We start from the raw sequence: 14,634 nt of genomic DNA, 5'->3' as shown, positions 1-14,634 counted from the left end.
ACTAAAGCAAAAGGAGAGAGGCAAAGTGAAAAAGACCAATCAAGATCAAGCAAAGCTAAAGGACGGCATAAAGGATGATGTGAAACAGCAGCTCCTTCAAATGAAGCAGAACCTGGCCGCTGAGACAGAAAAAAGAGAAGAACAAAAACGACAAGACCTCCTTCGGCAACAGAAAGAAAAAGAAAAAAATAAAAGCTTCTCAGAGCTGCTAGATGAAAGTCATTTAGACTGGAGAAAGTATAAAAGTTAAAAAAGGGAGCTACGATGCTCCCTTTTTTATGTTATATTATTGAGATGAATACATACTACATGAGCCTGAGAGAAAACACGTCTAACTCCCTCGTATCACTTCATTTCAGAATCGCACCATCAATAGGGTTGTACATTAAAACAAAACATAAGTGGCAAGCTGTTCTTCCATTTGTCTTCTATTGATTCAAACGATGCGTCTCATACACAGACTGTTTTGTGAAATATGACAAAGCTTTTACTTCTTGGTCGCTTAATGAACGTGCATTTGCCGCTGCCACATTTTCTTTTAACTGTTTCACCGAGCTTGCGCCAAAAACAACAGAGCTGACTGCAGAATGCTTGAGCAAGTATTGAATGGACAGCTCTGTCAGTGATAGGTCATAAGCGACTTTCTTTAACGAAGGGATGATTTGCTGGAGCTCTTCAAATGAATAGTCAAGATACCCGTTCTTTTGAATCGCCGCACTTGCTTGCGAAAGGGGTTTTTCTGTTAATAATCCTTTTGCTAAAGGACCTCTTGCCACGACACTAATGCTTTGTTCTTCAAGAAGAGAAAACCATTCTTCTGGGCGGCGGTCGAGTAAACTATATTGCATCATCACACTCACGATGTTTGATTTTTTGGCGTATTCTTTAATGACATTTGGACGGATCGACGATATGCCGTAATAGCGAATGACACCTTCTTCAACCAATTCTTCAAATGCCTCGATTGTTTCGTCAATTGGATCGTCAATTGTGCCGCCATGCAATTGATATAAATCAATATAATCTGTTTGAAGTCGTTTCAGGCTTTGTTTCACTGCCTCTTTTATATATGCTTTTGAAGGATCCCATTCCCAGCCAGGTTTGCCATTTTCAAAGCGGTTGCCACCTTTTGTGGCCAAAATCAGATCTTGGCGTCTGTTCTTAATGGCTTCCCCGACGATTTCCTCATTTGTTCCAAAATCATATAAATCAGCTGTATCCAAATAGTTAATCCCAAGATCAATGGCTTCATCTAATAAAGAGAGCGCTTTTTCTTTTTCAGTCCCAAGGGACATACATCCTAGTGCCGCCTCACTAACCAAGAGATCAGAGGTGCCAATTCGTCTTTTTTTCAATTCAATCACACTCCTATCCTTTCACATTAAGTGAAACAATTCTGGAATTCAAGCTAGGTGATTTCAAAAGGCGCATTGAAGCAGGCATCCGCATTTTGGCTTCTCCTAAAACATCTATGTTAAAATGAATGAAGTAAAAAGTGAAAGTAGAACGAGGAGCTGACAAAATTGAAGGACTTTGAAGAAAAAACATTATCGTCAAAAACATTATATAACGGAAAAATCATTGACTTGGTTCTTGAAGATGTAGAATTGCCGAACGGAAAACCAGGCAAACGCGAAATCATTAAACATCCAGGTGCAGTAGCAGTCATTGCACGTACAGACGAAAATAAAATCATTTTGGTCAAGCAATACCGTAAAGCACTGGAGAGAGCCATCGTTGAGATTCCGGCTGGAAAATTAGAAAAAGGAGAAGAGCCGGCACATACAGCACTGAGAGAATTAGAAGAAGAAACAGGTTATACAACTCAGGCGCTCCAAAAGCTGACCGCCTTTTATACATCACCAGGGTTTGCGGATGAAATTGTTCATATCTACCTTGCCGATCAGCTCGTCCCACTTGAAGAGAAACGAGAGCTGGATGAGGATGAATTTGTCGAAGTGATGGAAGTTTCACTAGAAGAAGCACTGCACCTCATCGAAAAACAACATATTTATGATGCGAAAACAGCCTATGCCATTCAATACTTACAATTGCAAGAGGTACTTAAGTCTACAAAATGAGGGAATTCTTTGCAGATATCCATATTCATATTGGTCGAACAAGAACAGGCAGGGCTGTCAAAATTACAGGTGCAAGGTCACTGACCATTGACCAGATTCTCATTGAAGCGTCTCAAAGTAAAGGGATGGGGATGATTGGTGTGATTGATGCGCAATCTCCTGAAGTCCTAGAAGAATTGATAGAAGGTGTAGAGGAAGGCATATACACTGAACTAAGCGATGGCGGTTTATCATTTGGAAAGACCGTTTTGCTTTTAGGCAGTGAGCTAGAAATCAATGATGACCAATCAAAAGGTCCGATTCATGTGCTTGCCTTTATGCCCACGCTTCGTAAAATGTCTGAGTTTTCCGCATGGCTTTCTCTTCATATGAAAAATGTGCATTTGAGTTCACAGCGTTTATATGTGGATGGAAGAACGCTTCAGCATAAGGTGAAGGAACTAGGGGGATTATTTATTCCTGCCCATATTTTTACGCCGCATAAAAGTTTATACGGCAAAGGGGTTAATACTTCTTTAACCGAAGTATTCGATCCAGAACTCATTGATGCTGTTGAGCTTGGCCTTAGCTGTGATACGTCTATGGCCTCCCAGCTAAGTGAGCTAAACCGTTATCCTTTTTTAACAAATTCAGATGCCCATTCTTTAGGGAAAATTGCGCGGGAATATACTAAGATCCGAATGGATCATGCCTCCTTTGCTGAATTTGAGCTAGCGCTTCAAGGTAAAGATGGCAGAAATATCACTGGAAATTATGGGCTCGCTCCGCGGCTCGGAAAGTATTATCATACGACCTGTGAGAAATGCGGGGTAAGACCTGACAGTCAGGATCAAGAAAAGTGCCAAGCATGCGGCCATACCCGAATGACAAAAGGGGTGAGTGAGCGGTTAAAGGAGCTTGCTGACCAAGAAAGTGACAAAGGAATAAGGCCTCCTTATGTTCACCAGCTTCCCCTTCATTTTATTCCGGGTGTTGGAGCCAAAACGTTAGAAAAGTTAAAAGCTGTCTTTCATACAGAGATGAATATTCTTCATCAAGCAACAGAACAAGAATTAAAAGCGGTCCTGCCTGAGAAAACAGCCGATTACATCATCAAAGCAAGAAGAGGTGAAGTTGGACTGATCGCTGGCGGAGGCGGAGTCTACGGTAAGGTGGATATCAATCATGAATCAACTTAAATGGACATGTCACACATTTGAACAACTGTCTAAAGAGGACCTTTACCTGATTTTAATGGAAAGAGTGAATGTGTTTGTTGTAGAACAAACATGTCCTTATCCTGAAATTGATCATCGTGATCAAGAGGCGCTGCATGTAATCGCCAAAGAGAACGGCACGATTGTCGCTTATTGCCGCATTTTCCAAAGCGGGCTCATGTACAAAGAGGCGTCCATTGGTCGTGTCCTTGTGACGAAGGCCGGCCGGAAAAAAGGTTACGGGAAGATCCTGCTCGATCAGGCGATAAAAAAGCTCAGTGTATTAGGCGAAACAAAGATTAAAATCCAAGCACAGGCTTATTTGAAATCGTTCTACGAATCGTTTGGCTTCGAAGCTGTCTCAGATTGTTATGATGAGGATGGAATTCCGCATCTTGATATGGTGAGAAAAGAAAGATAGGCGTGTATACGTCTATCTTTTTTAGATGCGTTCATGTATCATAACGACAACGAAAGGGGTTTTGCGAAATGGGAAAAAGCAAAGCAAAGAAAAAGAGAGAACACCTTCAAAGGCAGCACAGCCGAAATCCAGAACAATCGAGAGGAAATATGCCGCATTTTAGTACACACGAAAGAAAGACAAAAACAAAACAAGAAGCCTTGCAGCATATGATGAAAAAACATAAAGGTAGGAATGCTTATGATCGCTATGAACAGGATCATAAGCATTTTTATTTTGCTTTTTTGTGACAAGTAGATCAAATAATTGGAAAAATTTTAAAAAATAGGACAAACGGTCGTTTCTTTTTGTCTAAAAATGTAGTTAAATGACAAAAAGAAATGAAAGGGAGAGTGGGTATCGTGAAGGTCAAATCATTTGGAGCAGGGCTTTGTATGGCAAGTATGCTACTGGCATCGATGACATTCGGCGCATCAGATGTATCTGCAAAGGATCAAGCAAAAAAAGAGTATATGATCGGTTTTTCTTCTTCCGTTCAAGACAAAACACAAAAACAGCTTGTTGAAAAAGCCGGCGGTCATGTGAAAGAATCAATAGAGAAAATAGATATGATGAAAGTTTCGTTGAACGAAGCATCAAAAGAAAAACTACATCAAGCAAAAGAAGTTACTTTTATTGAGGAAGACCAAAAAGCAAAAACAAGCGGTCAAAGCGTTCCTTATGGCATCAAAAGCATCAAAGCACAAAAGGTACATAAACGAGGATATGCCGGACAGAATGTCAAAGTAGCTGTTCTTGACAGTGGAATCGACGGCAAGCATGAAGATTTACATGTAACTGGTGGTGTCAGCTTTGTTCCAACAGAGTCCGATCCGCTCGTTGACCCGCATGAACACGGAACTCACGTTGCAGGCACGATCGCAGCATTAGATAATAAAGTAGGCGTCGTTGGTGTGGCACCAAAAGCTTCGATCTATGCGGTGAAAGTGGCAGATGAAAATGGTGACGGCTACTATAGCTGGATCATTAAAGGCATTGAATGGGCGATTGAGAATGAGATGGATGTTATCAATATTAGTATGGGGGGAGCAAGTGAATCGGAGGCGCTGAAAGAAGCGGTAGATCGAGCTTATGACAACGGGATTCTCATTGTCGCATCTGCAGGAAATGCTGGGAGCTACGGGTCACTTAATACGATAGATTACCCGGCCAAATACAGCTCTGTCATGGCAGTCGCATCTGTGGATCAACGAAAGCAAAGAGCCTTTGATTCCTCTGTTGGGGAAGAAGTGGAAGTATCAGCACCAGGTGTTTCAACATTAAGTACCATTCCTCATAACGAATATGGATATAAGAGTGGAACGTCTATGGCATCACCTCATGTAGCTGGTGCTGCGGCAGTCATTCTATCAAAACATCCGAATCTGACAAATGATGAATTGCGTGAAAGGCTGACAAAAACGGCAACAAAACTTGGCGAACCTTTTTATTATGGCGCTGGGCTTGTGAACGTACAAAAAGCTGCACGATAAAGGAAACGAGAGAGCGGTGTACAGCTGCTTTCTCGTTTTTCTTTTTATAAAACTGTCATGTTTCGTCTGCTCTCTCATAGAATCTAGTAACCTTTACTATTTGGGAGGAAGGCGCATGCGGAAAAAGTCTTGGAAAGAACATCTTCTTCAGCACGTGAAAGATCATGTATCGATTTATTTGTTTGTTTCTGTACTATTTTTAATGGGCGTCATTTTTGGAGCCATTATCGTCAATAGTATGACAATGAGTCAGAAAGAGGATTTATTCTACTATTTAAATCAATTTTTTGGTCAACTGACGAATGAGAAAGCAGCAGAATCAAAAGAAATGTTTTTGCAAAGCTTTTTACATCATATGAAATATTTGGGCCTCATGTGGATACTCGGAATTTCCATCATTGGCCTGCCGCTTATTTTTCTTATGATTTTTTTAAAAGGGATTGTAGTTGGGTTTACTGTCGGTTTTTTGGTCAATCAAATGGGGCTTAGCGGTTTTTTTCTATCTTTTGTCTCGGTGCTTCCTCAAAATATCTTGCTCATTCCAGCGTATTTAGTGATCGGAACTTGTGCGATTGCGTTCTCCATTCGTTTAATTGGTCAGCTTTTTATGAAAAAAACCATCAGTCAAGCGCCAATCCATTGGTTTGGCCGGTATGCTTCTGTTCTACTGATGATTTTAACCCTCGCTGCTCTTTCGTCCTTTTTTGAATCATACTTATCATTCATGCTGATGAAAAAGCTGGCAGGTGTTCTGTTTTGATGATTTTATAATCGTTATTAAATAATAATCAATTTATTTATCAATTTAAAATGATTATAGTTGGCTCTCTGCACATCATTTGATATAATGATCAAGTAATGTGGCGTAGGAGGGAAAGTCAATGGAAAATCGGATTGATCGAATTAAGAAACAGCTTCATTCTTCCAGCTATAAGCTCACGCCACAGCGTGAAGCAACAGTAAGAGTACTGCTTGAGAATGAAGAAGACCATTTAAGTGCAGAAGATGTATACCTCCTCGTAAAAGAGAAGTCTCCTGAAATTGGTCTTGCTACTGTTTATCGGACGTTAGAATTGCTTACTGAACTGAAAGTTGTTGATAAAATTAACTTTGGAGACGGCGTTTCGCGATATGATCTTCGCAAAGAAGGAGCCGCTCACTTCCATCACCATCTTGTCTGCATGGAATGCGGTACAGTCGATGAGATAGAAGATGATTTATTAGAAGATGTTGAAGAGATTATTGAACGCGACTGGAAATTTAAAATTAAGGATCATAGATTGACATTCCATGGTATTTGCCACCGGTGTCATGATGATGAATCCGGCAAATAATCCGAATTGGAACCTTTTCATTCAAAATGAAAAGGTTTTTTGCATGTTCGCTGTATATTCCTTGTCCCACCTGGCATATGCTGAAGTAATGAGAACACGAGAAAGGACATGAAGAACATGCGAAAATGGCTCAAAACAACAGGTGAAGTAATGAAAGTATTTATCTTGTTCACTGGTTTTACCGTCCTGTTCTATTATGCTATGATATGGATAAATTCAGAATATGAAAGCTATCATCGTTATGATAAACCAGAAGGTGCAGCGATAAAAGTGATGGAAATGGATCAGCCGAAACAAGACAGCTGGCAGGATCGATTGATTTATTTTTATCAAAACGGGGAGTAGAAACCATTGAAGGATCAATTATCCGACTTTATTCATTTTATGACAGTAGAGAGAGGACTCTCTGAAAATACCATTGTCTCTTATAAAAGAGATTTACAGAGCTATTTGTCTTTTTTAATGACGCATGAACAATTGACAGATGTAAAAGACGTCACACGCCTTCATATTATTCATTATTTAAAACAGTTAAAAGACGAGGGGAAATCGAGTAAAACGTCCGTCCGTCATCTATCATCGATACGCTCCTTTCATCAATTTTTGCTCCGTGAAAAAGTGACAACAGATGACCCGTCATGGAACATTGAATCACAAAAAACAGAGCGGAAATTACCGAAAGTTCTATCATTAGATGAGGTAGAAAAGCTGCTCGATACACCTAAGCAGCAAACACCATTTGACTACCGTGACAAAGCCATGCTCGAACTTTTATATGCAACAGGTATTCGCGTAAGTGAAATGCTTGATCTGACTCTTGCGGATGTGCATCTGACCATGGGGTTTATACGCTGTTTTGGAAAAGGAAGAAAAGAGCGGATCGTGCCTATTGGTGAAGCTGCTACAAGTGCGATTGAAGTGTATATAGAAAAAGGCAGAAACAAGCTGCTCAAAAAACAGCCGGCCGATGCCTTATTTCTGAATCATCACGGAAAAAAAATGTCGCGGCAGGGCTTTTGGAAGAACTTAAAGAAACGAGCCATAGAAGCAGGTATTCAAAAAGAATTGACGCCTCATACGCTCAGACATTCATTTGCGACACATTTGCTTGAAAACGGTGCGGATCTTAGAGCCGTACAGGAAATGCTCGGACATGCCGATATTTCTACTACACAAATTTACACACATGTCACAAAAACAAGATTAAAAGACGTGTATCACAAATTCCATCCAAGGGCATAAGTAAAGCATGGCACGGTGAACGTGTATCATGCTTTTTTATGTTTGGACCGTTTATGGTTGTCAATTGACTTGAAAACGGTTTATACTTGAGATGTCTGACCTCTCCAGTTGTGAAAGGTGAAAGGACAAGAATATTGAAGGAGGCGCTTTTTTATGCCTGATTATCAGTATAAACGTATTTTCCTCATTGTGATGGATTCAGTAGGAATCGGGGAAGCACCTGATGCTGCTGATTTTAATGATGTAGGTGCAGATACACTTGGACATATTGCTGAAAAAATGAACGGGCTTCATATGCCGAATATGGCGAAGCTTGGGCTAAGTCATATTAAAGAAATTAAAGGAATTCCAGCGGACGAAAAACCGCTTGCGTATTATGGAAAAATGCAAGAAGCATCCAACGGGAAAGACACAATGACAGGGCATTGGGAAATCATGGGTCTTTACATCGACACACCATTTAAAGTCTTTCCAGACGGCTTTCCAGATGAACTGTTAAATGAATTAAAAGAAAAAACAGGGCGCGGCATCATTGGAAATAAACCAGCGTCTGGTACAGAAATTCTGGATGAGCTTGGCGAAGAGCACATGAAAACAGGCGATTTAATCGTTTATACTTCAGCAGATTCTGTGCTGCAAATTGCTGCACACGAAGAAGTTGTGCCATTAGACGAACTTTACCGCATTTGCGAAATCGCACGTGAACTGACTTTAGATGAAAAATATATGGTAGGGCGCATCATCGCTCGTCCATTTGTCGGGGAGCCGGGGGCATTTGTTAGAACACCAAATCGTCATGACTATGCATTAAAACCATTCGACCGTACCGTCATGAATGAATTGAAAGATGATGGACTTGATGTCATTGCGATCGGAAAAATCTCTGATATTTATGATGGTGAAGGAATCACCTCTTCACTCAGAACGAAATCCAACATGGATGGAATGGACAAGCTAGTGGAGACGCTGAAGACAGACTTTACTGGGCTGAGCTTCTTAAATCTTGTCGACTTTGATGCGCTTTTCGGACATAGAAGAGATCCAGAAGGCTACGGTAAGGCACTAGAGGAATTTGACGCACGTCTACCTGAAGTGTTTGATCTATTAAAAGAGGATGATCTGCTTGTGATCACAGCAGATCACGGAAATGACCCGGTTCATCACGGAACAGATCATACAAGAGAATACGTTCCGCTTATTGCTTACAGCAAAAAGCATCAAGAAGCGAATGAGCTGCCAACAGCGAAAACATTTGCTGATCTTGGGGCAACGGTCGCAGACAATTTCAAGACAACGATGCCAAAATACGGCACAAGCTTTTTATCTAAACTCAAATAGGGGGAAATCACGTGGGAGCACAGTTTTCAGAAGCGGCGGCATATATTAAACAAGCATCGACATATGTACCAACAGTTGGATTGATTTTAGGTTCAGGTCTTGGCATTTTAGCCGATGAGATTGAAAATCCAATCAAATTGAAATATGAAGATATTCCTGGATTCCCTGTTTCAACAGTAGAAGGGCATGCAGGCCAGCTCGTCATTGGAACGCTGAAAGGCACGGTCGTTTGTGCCATGCAAGGACGTTTCCATTACTATGAAGGGTATGATATGAAGCAGGTGACATTTCCTGTCCGTGTGATGAAAGAAATCGGCATTGAGACATGTATTGTGACAAATGCAGCGGGTGGTGTGAATACATCCTTCCATCCTGGCGATCTCATGCTGATTACAGATCATATCAATATGATGGGAACCAATCCGTTAATTGGACCAAACGACAGTCAAGGGGTTCGTTTCCCTGATATGTCTGCACCGTATGATAAAGATTTGCTGGCACTTGCAGAGAAAACGGCTAAACATTTAGGCATATCTGTGCAGCAAGGGGTTTATGCAGGAATGACAGGGCCTTCATATGAAACACCGGCAGAGGTTCGTTTCCTCAGAACGCTTGGCGCTGATGCAGTCGGTATGTCGACTGTGCCAGAAGTGATTGTGGCACGTCATGCAGGCATAAAAGTACTTGGTATTTCATGCATCTCTAATGCGGCTTCAGGTATTTTAGATCAGCCGCTTTCTCATGATGAAGTGATCGAAGTGACGGAAAAAGTGAAAGCAAGTTTCCTTGATTTAGTGAAAGATGTTGTCAAACAACTCTCATAGATCGTGTGAAAAAGCCTTCTGTTCATGAAACAGAGGGCTTTTTTTTATGGCAATCAAACGATCTCTGAATAAAACAGCCTTTATGAGGAAAAAATAGAAAGGATTACGATAATGGAGGTCTGCCACTTGAAACGTCATATATGTGCATTGTTTACTTTAATGATCCTTATCTCAATGGTTCCACCATCAGCGATGGCAAAAGAAAAGATTGAAAAGCCAGGAGAAAAACAAACATCAGAATTGGCGCATGAAGCCAAATCAGCGATTTTAATGGAACGTGACACGGGAAAAGTGCTTTACAACAAAAACAGTGATGAAAAGCTTGCCCCTGCAAGTATGACCAAAATCATGACGATGCTTCTCATCATGGAAGCGATGGATCAAGGAAAATTAAAAATGACTGATAAAGTAAGAACGAGCGATCATGCAGCATCTATGGGAGGCTCACAAATTTTCCTTGAACCGGGAGAAGAAATGACGGTTAAAGACATGCTAAAAGGCATTGCGATTGCGTCAGGAAACGATGCTTCAGTTGCCATGGCAGAACATATTGCTGGATCTGAAGAACAGTTTGTTGAGCAAATGAACAAAAAGGCAAAAGAGCTTGGACTCACCTCAACGGTCTTTCAAAATCCAACAGGACTTCCTGAAAAAGATCATTACAGCACGGCTCATGATATGGCAAAAATGGCAAAAGAGCTGTTGAAATATGAAGAGATCACCAAGTTCACAGGTGTATACGAAGACTATCTTCGTCAGAACACGGATAAAAAATTCTGGCTTGTGAATACAAACCGTCTCATTAAATTTTATCCAGGTGTGGATGGGGTGAAAACAGGGTTTACAGGCGAGGCGAAATACTGTCTAACTGCATCCGCTAAAAAAGGGAATATGCGCGTCATTGCTGTTGTATTCGGCGCAAGTACACCAAAAGACAGAAACGCCCAAGTCGTCAAAATGCTGGATTACGCTTTTAGTCAATATACAACGCATCCTCTGTACAAGCGTGGTCAAGACGTAGCAGAGATCAAAGTGAGCAAAGGGAAAAAGAAAAAAATTCAGCTTGTCACGTCTGAACCGATTTCTCTTCTAACGAAAAAAGGCGAAAATGTCGATCAGATCAAAAAAGAAATTAAATTAACTCAAGATGTCACAGCCCCATTTTCAAAAGGAACGAAACTTGGCACCATCATCTTGAAAAAAGATGGAAAAGTGCTTCATGAAAGTCCTGTTGAAGCGAAAGAAGATATGGAAAAAGCCGGTGTTTGGACGTTCTTCAAACGGGCTATGGCCGAATTTGTTAAATGGAAGTAAAAGGTGAAAGACTGCTGCAACTGGCAGTCTTTTTTGCTATGAACGAAAAGAACATCTAAATGTGACGAATGATCACTAGTTTTGTCATGGTGAAGGATTTGCATGTGAAGAAAGAGAAACATTCTTTATCCGAAAATAGAGCAAGGAGGAAGAAAAGATGAGCCTTGGTATTGATTTTCAAATAAAAGAGAGCGTACTTTGCATTCGGTTGACAGGGGAGCTTGATCATCACTCCGCAGAGACATTGAGACAAAAGGTGACGAATTATTTGGAAACAGAGGACATTCGCCACATCGTGCTGAATTTAGCTGATTTATCGTTTATGGACAGCTCTGGCCTCGGAGTGATTTTAGGAAGATACAAAGAAATTAAACAGCTTGGCGGTGAAATGGTCGTCTGTGCGATCTCGCCGGCGGTGAACCGTTTATTTGATATGTCCGGCTTGTTTAAAATTATTCGTATGGAGCCTTCAGAGCAAACTGCGCTACAAACATTGGGGGTGGCATCATGACAAATGAAATGAATTTGACTTTTTCTGCTTTAAGTCAAAACGAATCTTTTGCAAGAGTAACGGTGGCAGCATTCATCGCTCAGCTCGATCCAACATTAGATGAGCTAACAGAAATCAAAACAGTCGTATCAGAGGCGGTCACGAACTCGATCATTCACGGGTATGACGGGAATCCAGACGGCAAGGTGCACATTAGCGTCACACTGGATGACCATATTGTGTATCTGACGATTCGAGACGAAGGCATGGGCATTTCAGATCTTGAGGAAGCAAGGCAGCCGCTTTTTACGACGAAACCAGATTTAGAGCGTTCCGGGATGGGTTTTACGATCATGGAGAACTTTATGGATGATGTCATGGTGGACTCATCTCCAGAAATGGGCACAACGATCCGCTTAACAAAGCATCTATCAAAAAGCAAAGCGCTTTGTAATTAAGGAGCTGCTCATATGGATGTGGAGGTAAAAAAGCAAGCAAAAAAAGCACAGCTGTCTAATGATGAAGTGAAACAGCTCATCAAAAAAAGCCAAGACGGAGATCAACAAGCAAGAGACCTCCTCGTAGAAAAAAACATGCGTCTTGTTTGGTCCGTTGTTCAGCGCTTTTTAAATAGAGGATATGAACCAGATGATCTGTTCCAAATAGGCTGTATTGGCCTGCTGAAATCTGTTGATAAATTTGATTTGTCTTATGATGTGAAGTTTTCGACCTATGCCGTTCCAATGATCATTGGTGAAATTCAGCGTTTCATTCGTGATGATGGAACCGTCAAAGTCAGCAGGTCCTTAAAGGAACTTGGAAATAAAATTAGGCGGGCAAGGGACGAATTGTCTAAATCTCATGGACGAATGCCGACTGTTCAGGAAATCGCTGAATATCTGGACATCACACCTGAGGATGTTGTCCTCGCTCAAGAAGCGGTCCGCTCACCATCATCAATTCATGAAACCGTGTATGAAAATGACGGCGATCCGATTACGTTGCTCGATCAAATTGCCGATCATTCAGAAGAAAGATGGTTTGATAAAATTGCGCTGAAAGAGGCGATTAAAGAATTAGAAGAGCGCGAGAAACTGATTGTCTATTTAAGGTATTATAAAGACCAAACACAATCAGAAGTAGCAGAAAGACTCGGAATTTCCCAAGTGCAAGTCTCACGGCTTGAAAAGAAGATTTTAAAACAAATCCAAATGCAAATGGATCAAAAAGACAGCTAGCCAATTCGGCTGGCTTTTTTTGTGTGGTAATTACCGGTAAATCAAGTTCTTACAGTATGAGAACCATTTTTCACCACATACTATTTTTAACCCATCGTATAGGAAGTGACTTGGATGGACGGACAAATCTTTATTCGGCTGCGCCATCGGATTAAGACTGGTAATGATCAGCTTATTTATTTAGAGGATATCGCCCAAATCACTGGAGATGACAGTGCTGTGCAAAAGCTGAGCAAAATGCCGATATACCATGTCAGCAAAAAGGATCGTCACATCGTTGTGTTAGATATCATGCATGTGGTCAAAACGATCAAAAAAACATGGCCTGACATTGACATTCAAACAGTCGGAGGCTCAGAAGCCATTGTTGAAATAGACACAGGCAAACGCCAGCTGTCCCCCGTATTATTCGTGTTTGTATGGCTCCTCTTATTTGTCGGAGCGGCCCTTGCCATCATGAATTTCCATGAGGATGTTAGTATGCGGCTTGTTCATATCCGCCTTTACGAGATGATTACTGGAAACACGGTTGAGCATCCTTATTTATTACAAATTCCATATAGCTTTGGACTCGGTTTTGGCATGATTTTATTTTTCAATCATGTGTTTAAAAAGCGTTTAAACGAAGAGCCAAGTCCGCTTGAAGTGGAAATGTTTAAATATCAGCTCGATCTTGATCATTATGTCGCACTCAATGAAAACAAAGAAACATTGAAAGATATTCATGATCGGTAAATGGCTTTTTGTGGTGCTTGTTGGGCTCGGCGGCGGTTTAACGGTAGGGGCAGGATTTGTGGCGTTTCTCACAGTGCTTGGTATTATCCCTAGATTAATGCAATTAACGAAAACGCAGCGTTTCATTCAAGGATATGAGGCTGCCGTGATAAGTGGAGCGGTCGTTGGCGGCTGGGCTACTTTAAGTCAAGTCCATTTGCATTTATCCAAATGGCTAGCGCTTCCGATCGGTCTTTTATCTGGCATTTTTGTCGGCATGCTTGCAGCCGCACTCACTGAAGTGTTAAATGTACTTCCTATCTTAACGAAAAGAATTGGAATGGACGGGAAAATTGTGCTGCTGCTCATGGCCATCGTCTTAGGGAAGGTGTTTGGCTCGTTATTTCATTGGCTTATTTATATTTAAAAATGTGGAGGGAACAACAAGTGTCAAGTTTAAAAGAGAACTATCCATCTAAAGTGAAAACGTATCAGCCGAAACCTCCTTATGTACTAAACTGCATCAAGGCTTTTCTTGTCGGCGGTTTGATTTGTGCAATAGGCGAGGGATTGCAAAATTTCTATATTACCTTTTTTGATTTTAATGAAAAGACAGCAGGGAATCCAACGGTGGCAACCCTTATTTTAATTTCTTCTATTTTAACTGGTATTGGTATTTACGATAGAATCGGCCAGTTTGCTGGAGCGGGATCAGCTGTACCGGTGACAGGATTTGCAAACAGTATGACAAGTGCGGCTCTTGAGCATAAAAGTGAAGGGCTTGTGTTAGGTGTAGCGACCAACATGTTTAAACTGGCTGGGAACGTCATTGTGTTTGGTGTCGTCTCGGCATATGTCGTAGGGATTATTCGATACGTCTTGGAAAAGATGTTTTCGTAGGAGGAATAAA

At 41.1% G+C, this 14,634-nt stretch carries 20 protein-coding genes; 19 read left to right on the top strand and 1 reads right to left on the bottom strand.

Features of this window, described 5'->3' with window-relative positions; genetic code table 11:
- Positions 1 to 25 precede the first annotated feature (25 nt).
- Positions 26 to 250: a YqkE family protein gene (locus ID12_RS15400; protein ID WP_008343840.1), complete on the top strand. Its 225-nt coding sequence runs from the start codon at positions 26 to 28 to the stop codon at positions 248 to 250.
- A gap of 178 nt (positions 251 to 428) precedes the next feature.
- Here ID12_RS15400 and ID12_RS15395 read toward each other — a convergent pair whose 3' ends face one another.
- Positions 429 to 1,355, bottom strand: coding sequence for an aldo/keto reductase (locus tag ID12_RS15395; protein WP_035702855.1), 927 nt, complete (start codon positions 1,353 to 1,355; stop codon positions 429 to 431).
- A gap of 168 nt (positions 1,356 to 1,523) precedes the next feature.
- Between ID12_RS15395 and ID12_RS15390 the strand changes: the two genes are divergently transcribed.
- The 18 genes from ID12_RS15390 to spoVAC all read left to right on the top strand — a co-directional run bounded on the left by ID12_RS15390 (position 1,524) and on the right by spoVAC (position 14,624).
- Positions 1,524 to 2,081: an NUDIX hydrolase gene (locus ID12_RS15390; protein WP_024718940.1), complete on the top strand. Its 558-nt coding sequence runs from the start codon at positions 1,524 to 1,526 to the stop codon at positions 2,079 to 2,081.
- Entirely contained in the window at positions 2,078 to 3,259 is a 1,182-nt protein-coding gene (locus ID12_RS15385) for a TIGR00375 family protein (RefSeq protein ID WP_050827375.1), read from the top strand. Before ID12_RS15390 ends, ID12_RS15385 begins: the two co-directional genes overlap by 4 nt.
- Positions 3,246 to 3,698, top strand: coding sequence for a GNAT family N-acetyltransferase (locus ID12_RS15380; RefSeq protein ID WP_050827373.1), 453 nt, complete (start codon positions 3,246 to 3,248; stop codon positions 3,696 to 3,698). Before ID12_RS15385 ends, ID12_RS15380 begins: the two co-directional genes overlap by 14 nt.
- Positions 3,699 to 3,766: 68 nt before the next feature.
- Entirely contained in the window at positions 3,767 to 3,988 is a 222-nt protein-coding gene (locus ID12_RS15375; protein ID WP_008344413.1) for a hypothetical protein, read from the top strand.
- 111 nt (positions 3,989 to 4,099) lie between these two features.
- Positions 4,100 to 5,230, top strand: coding sequence for a S8 family peptidase (locus tag ID12_RS15370; RefSeq protein ID WP_008344415.1), 1,131 nt, complete (start codon positions 4,100 to 4,102; stop codon positions 5,228 to 5,230).
- A 115-nt stretch (positions 5,231 to 5,345) separates the two neighbouring features.
- Positions 5,346 to 5,990 carry a stage II sporulation protein M gene (spoIIM, locus tag ID12_RS15365; RefSeq protein ID WP_008344417.1) on the top strand — a complete coding sequence of 215 codons (645 nt, stop codon included), beginning with the start codon at positions 5,346 to 5,348 and terminating at the stop codon, positions 5,988 to 5,990.
- Positions 5,991 to 6,111: 121 nt separating this feature from the next.
- Positions 6,112 to 6,564, top strand: a complete 453-nt coding sequence (gene fur / locus ID12_RS15360; RefSeq protein WP_003215577.1) for a ferric iron uptake transcriptional regulator — start codon at positions 6,112 to 6,114, stop codon at positions 6,562 to 6,564.
- Between the two features lie 117 nt (positions 6,565 to 6,681).
- Positions 6,682 to 6,909 carry a YqzK family protein gene (locus ID12_RS15355; protein ID WP_008344420.1) on the top strand — a complete coding sequence of 76 codons (228 nt, stop codon included), beginning with the start codon at positions 6,682 to 6,684 and terminating at the stop codon, positions 6,907 to 6,909.
- Between the two features lie 6 nt (positions 6,910 to 6,915).
- A complete protein-coding gene (gene xerD, locus ID12_RS15350) occupies positions 6,916 to 7,806 on the top strand; it encodes a site-specific tyrosine recombinase XerD (protein ID WP_017357921.1) in 891 nt (296 codons plus the stop codon).
- 153 nt (positions 7,807 to 7,959) lie between these two features.
- Positions 7,960 to 9,144, top strand: coding sequence for a phosphopentomutase (deoB, locus tag ID12_RS15345; protein ID WP_007501056.1), 1,185 nt, complete (start codon positions 7,960 to 7,962; stop codon positions 9,142 to 9,144).
- An 11-nt stretch (positions 9,145 to 9,155) separates the two neighbouring features.
- Positions 9,156 to 9,968 carry a purine-nucleoside phosphorylase gene (locus ID12_RS15340; protein ID WP_008344425.1) on the top strand — a complete coding sequence of 271 codons (813 nt, stop codon included), beginning with the start codon at positions 9,156 to 9,158 and terminating at the stop codon, positions 9,966 to 9,968.
- A gap of 159 nt (positions 9,969 to 10,127) precedes the next feature.
- Positions 10,128 to 11,282 carry a D-alanyl-D-alanine carboxypeptidase family protein gene (locus tag ID12_RS15335; RefSeq protein WP_202986226.1) on the top strand — a complete coding sequence of 385 codons (1,155 nt, stop codon included), beginning with the start codon at positions 10,128 to 10,130 and terminating at the stop codon, positions 11,280 to 11,282.
- Positions 11,283 to 11,439: 157 nt separating this feature from the next.
- The gene (spoIIAA, locus tag ID12_RS15330) at positions 11,440 to 11,793 is read left to right on the top strand and encodes an anti-sigma F factor antagonist (protein ID WP_008344431.1); all 354 of its coding nucleotides are present in this window, start codon (positions 11,440 to 11,442) and stop codon (positions 11,791 to 11,793) included.
- Positions 11,790 to 12,230: an anti-sigma F factor gene (gene spoIIAB / locus ID12_RS15325; RefSeq protein ID WP_007501052.1), complete on the top strand. Its 441-nt coding sequence runs from the start codon at positions 11,790 to 11,792 to the stop codon at positions 12,228 to 12,230. The genes spoIIAA and spoIIAB overlap by 4 nt, the downstream gene beginning before the upstream one ends.
- A 12-nt stretch (positions 12,231 to 12,242) precedes the next feature.
- A complete protein-coding gene (gene sigF / locus ID12_RS15320; protein ID WP_007501051.1) occupies positions 12,243 to 13,010 on the top strand; it encodes an RNA polymerase sporulation sigma factor SigF in 768 nt (255 codons plus the stop codon).
- A 114-nt stretch (positions 13,011 to 13,124) separates the two neighbouring features.
- Positions 13,125 to 13,745, top strand: a complete 621-nt coding sequence (locus ID12_RS15315; RefSeq protein WP_024718931.1) for a stage V sporulation protein AA — start codon at positions 13,125 to 13,127, stop codon at positions 13,743 to 13,745.
- On the top strand, positions 13,735 to 14,151 hold the full coding sequence (locus ID12_RS15310) for a stage V sporulation protein AB (RefSeq protein ID WP_007501049.1): 417 nt from the start codon (positions 13,735 to 13,737) through the stop codon (positions 14,149 to 14,151). Before ID12_RS15315 ends, ID12_RS15310 begins: the two co-directional genes overlap by 11 nt.
- 20 nt (positions 14,152 to 14,171) lie before the next feature.
- The gene (spoVAC, locus tag ID12_RS15305) at positions 14,172 to 14,624 is read left to right on the top strand and encodes a stage V sporulation protein AC (RefSeq protein WP_008344436.1); all 453 of its coding nucleotides are present in this window, start codon (positions 14,172 to 14,174) and stop codon (positions 14,622 to 14,624) included.
- Positions 14,625 to 14,634: the final 10 nt, after the last annotated feature.

This window comes from Bacillus altitudinis, assembly GCF_001191605.1.
GTDB classification, from domain to species: Bacteria; Bacillota; Bacilli; order Bacillales; family Bacillaceae; genus Bacillus; species Bacillus altitudinis.
This window is presented reverse-complemented; position numbering and strand designations above follow the sequence as displayed.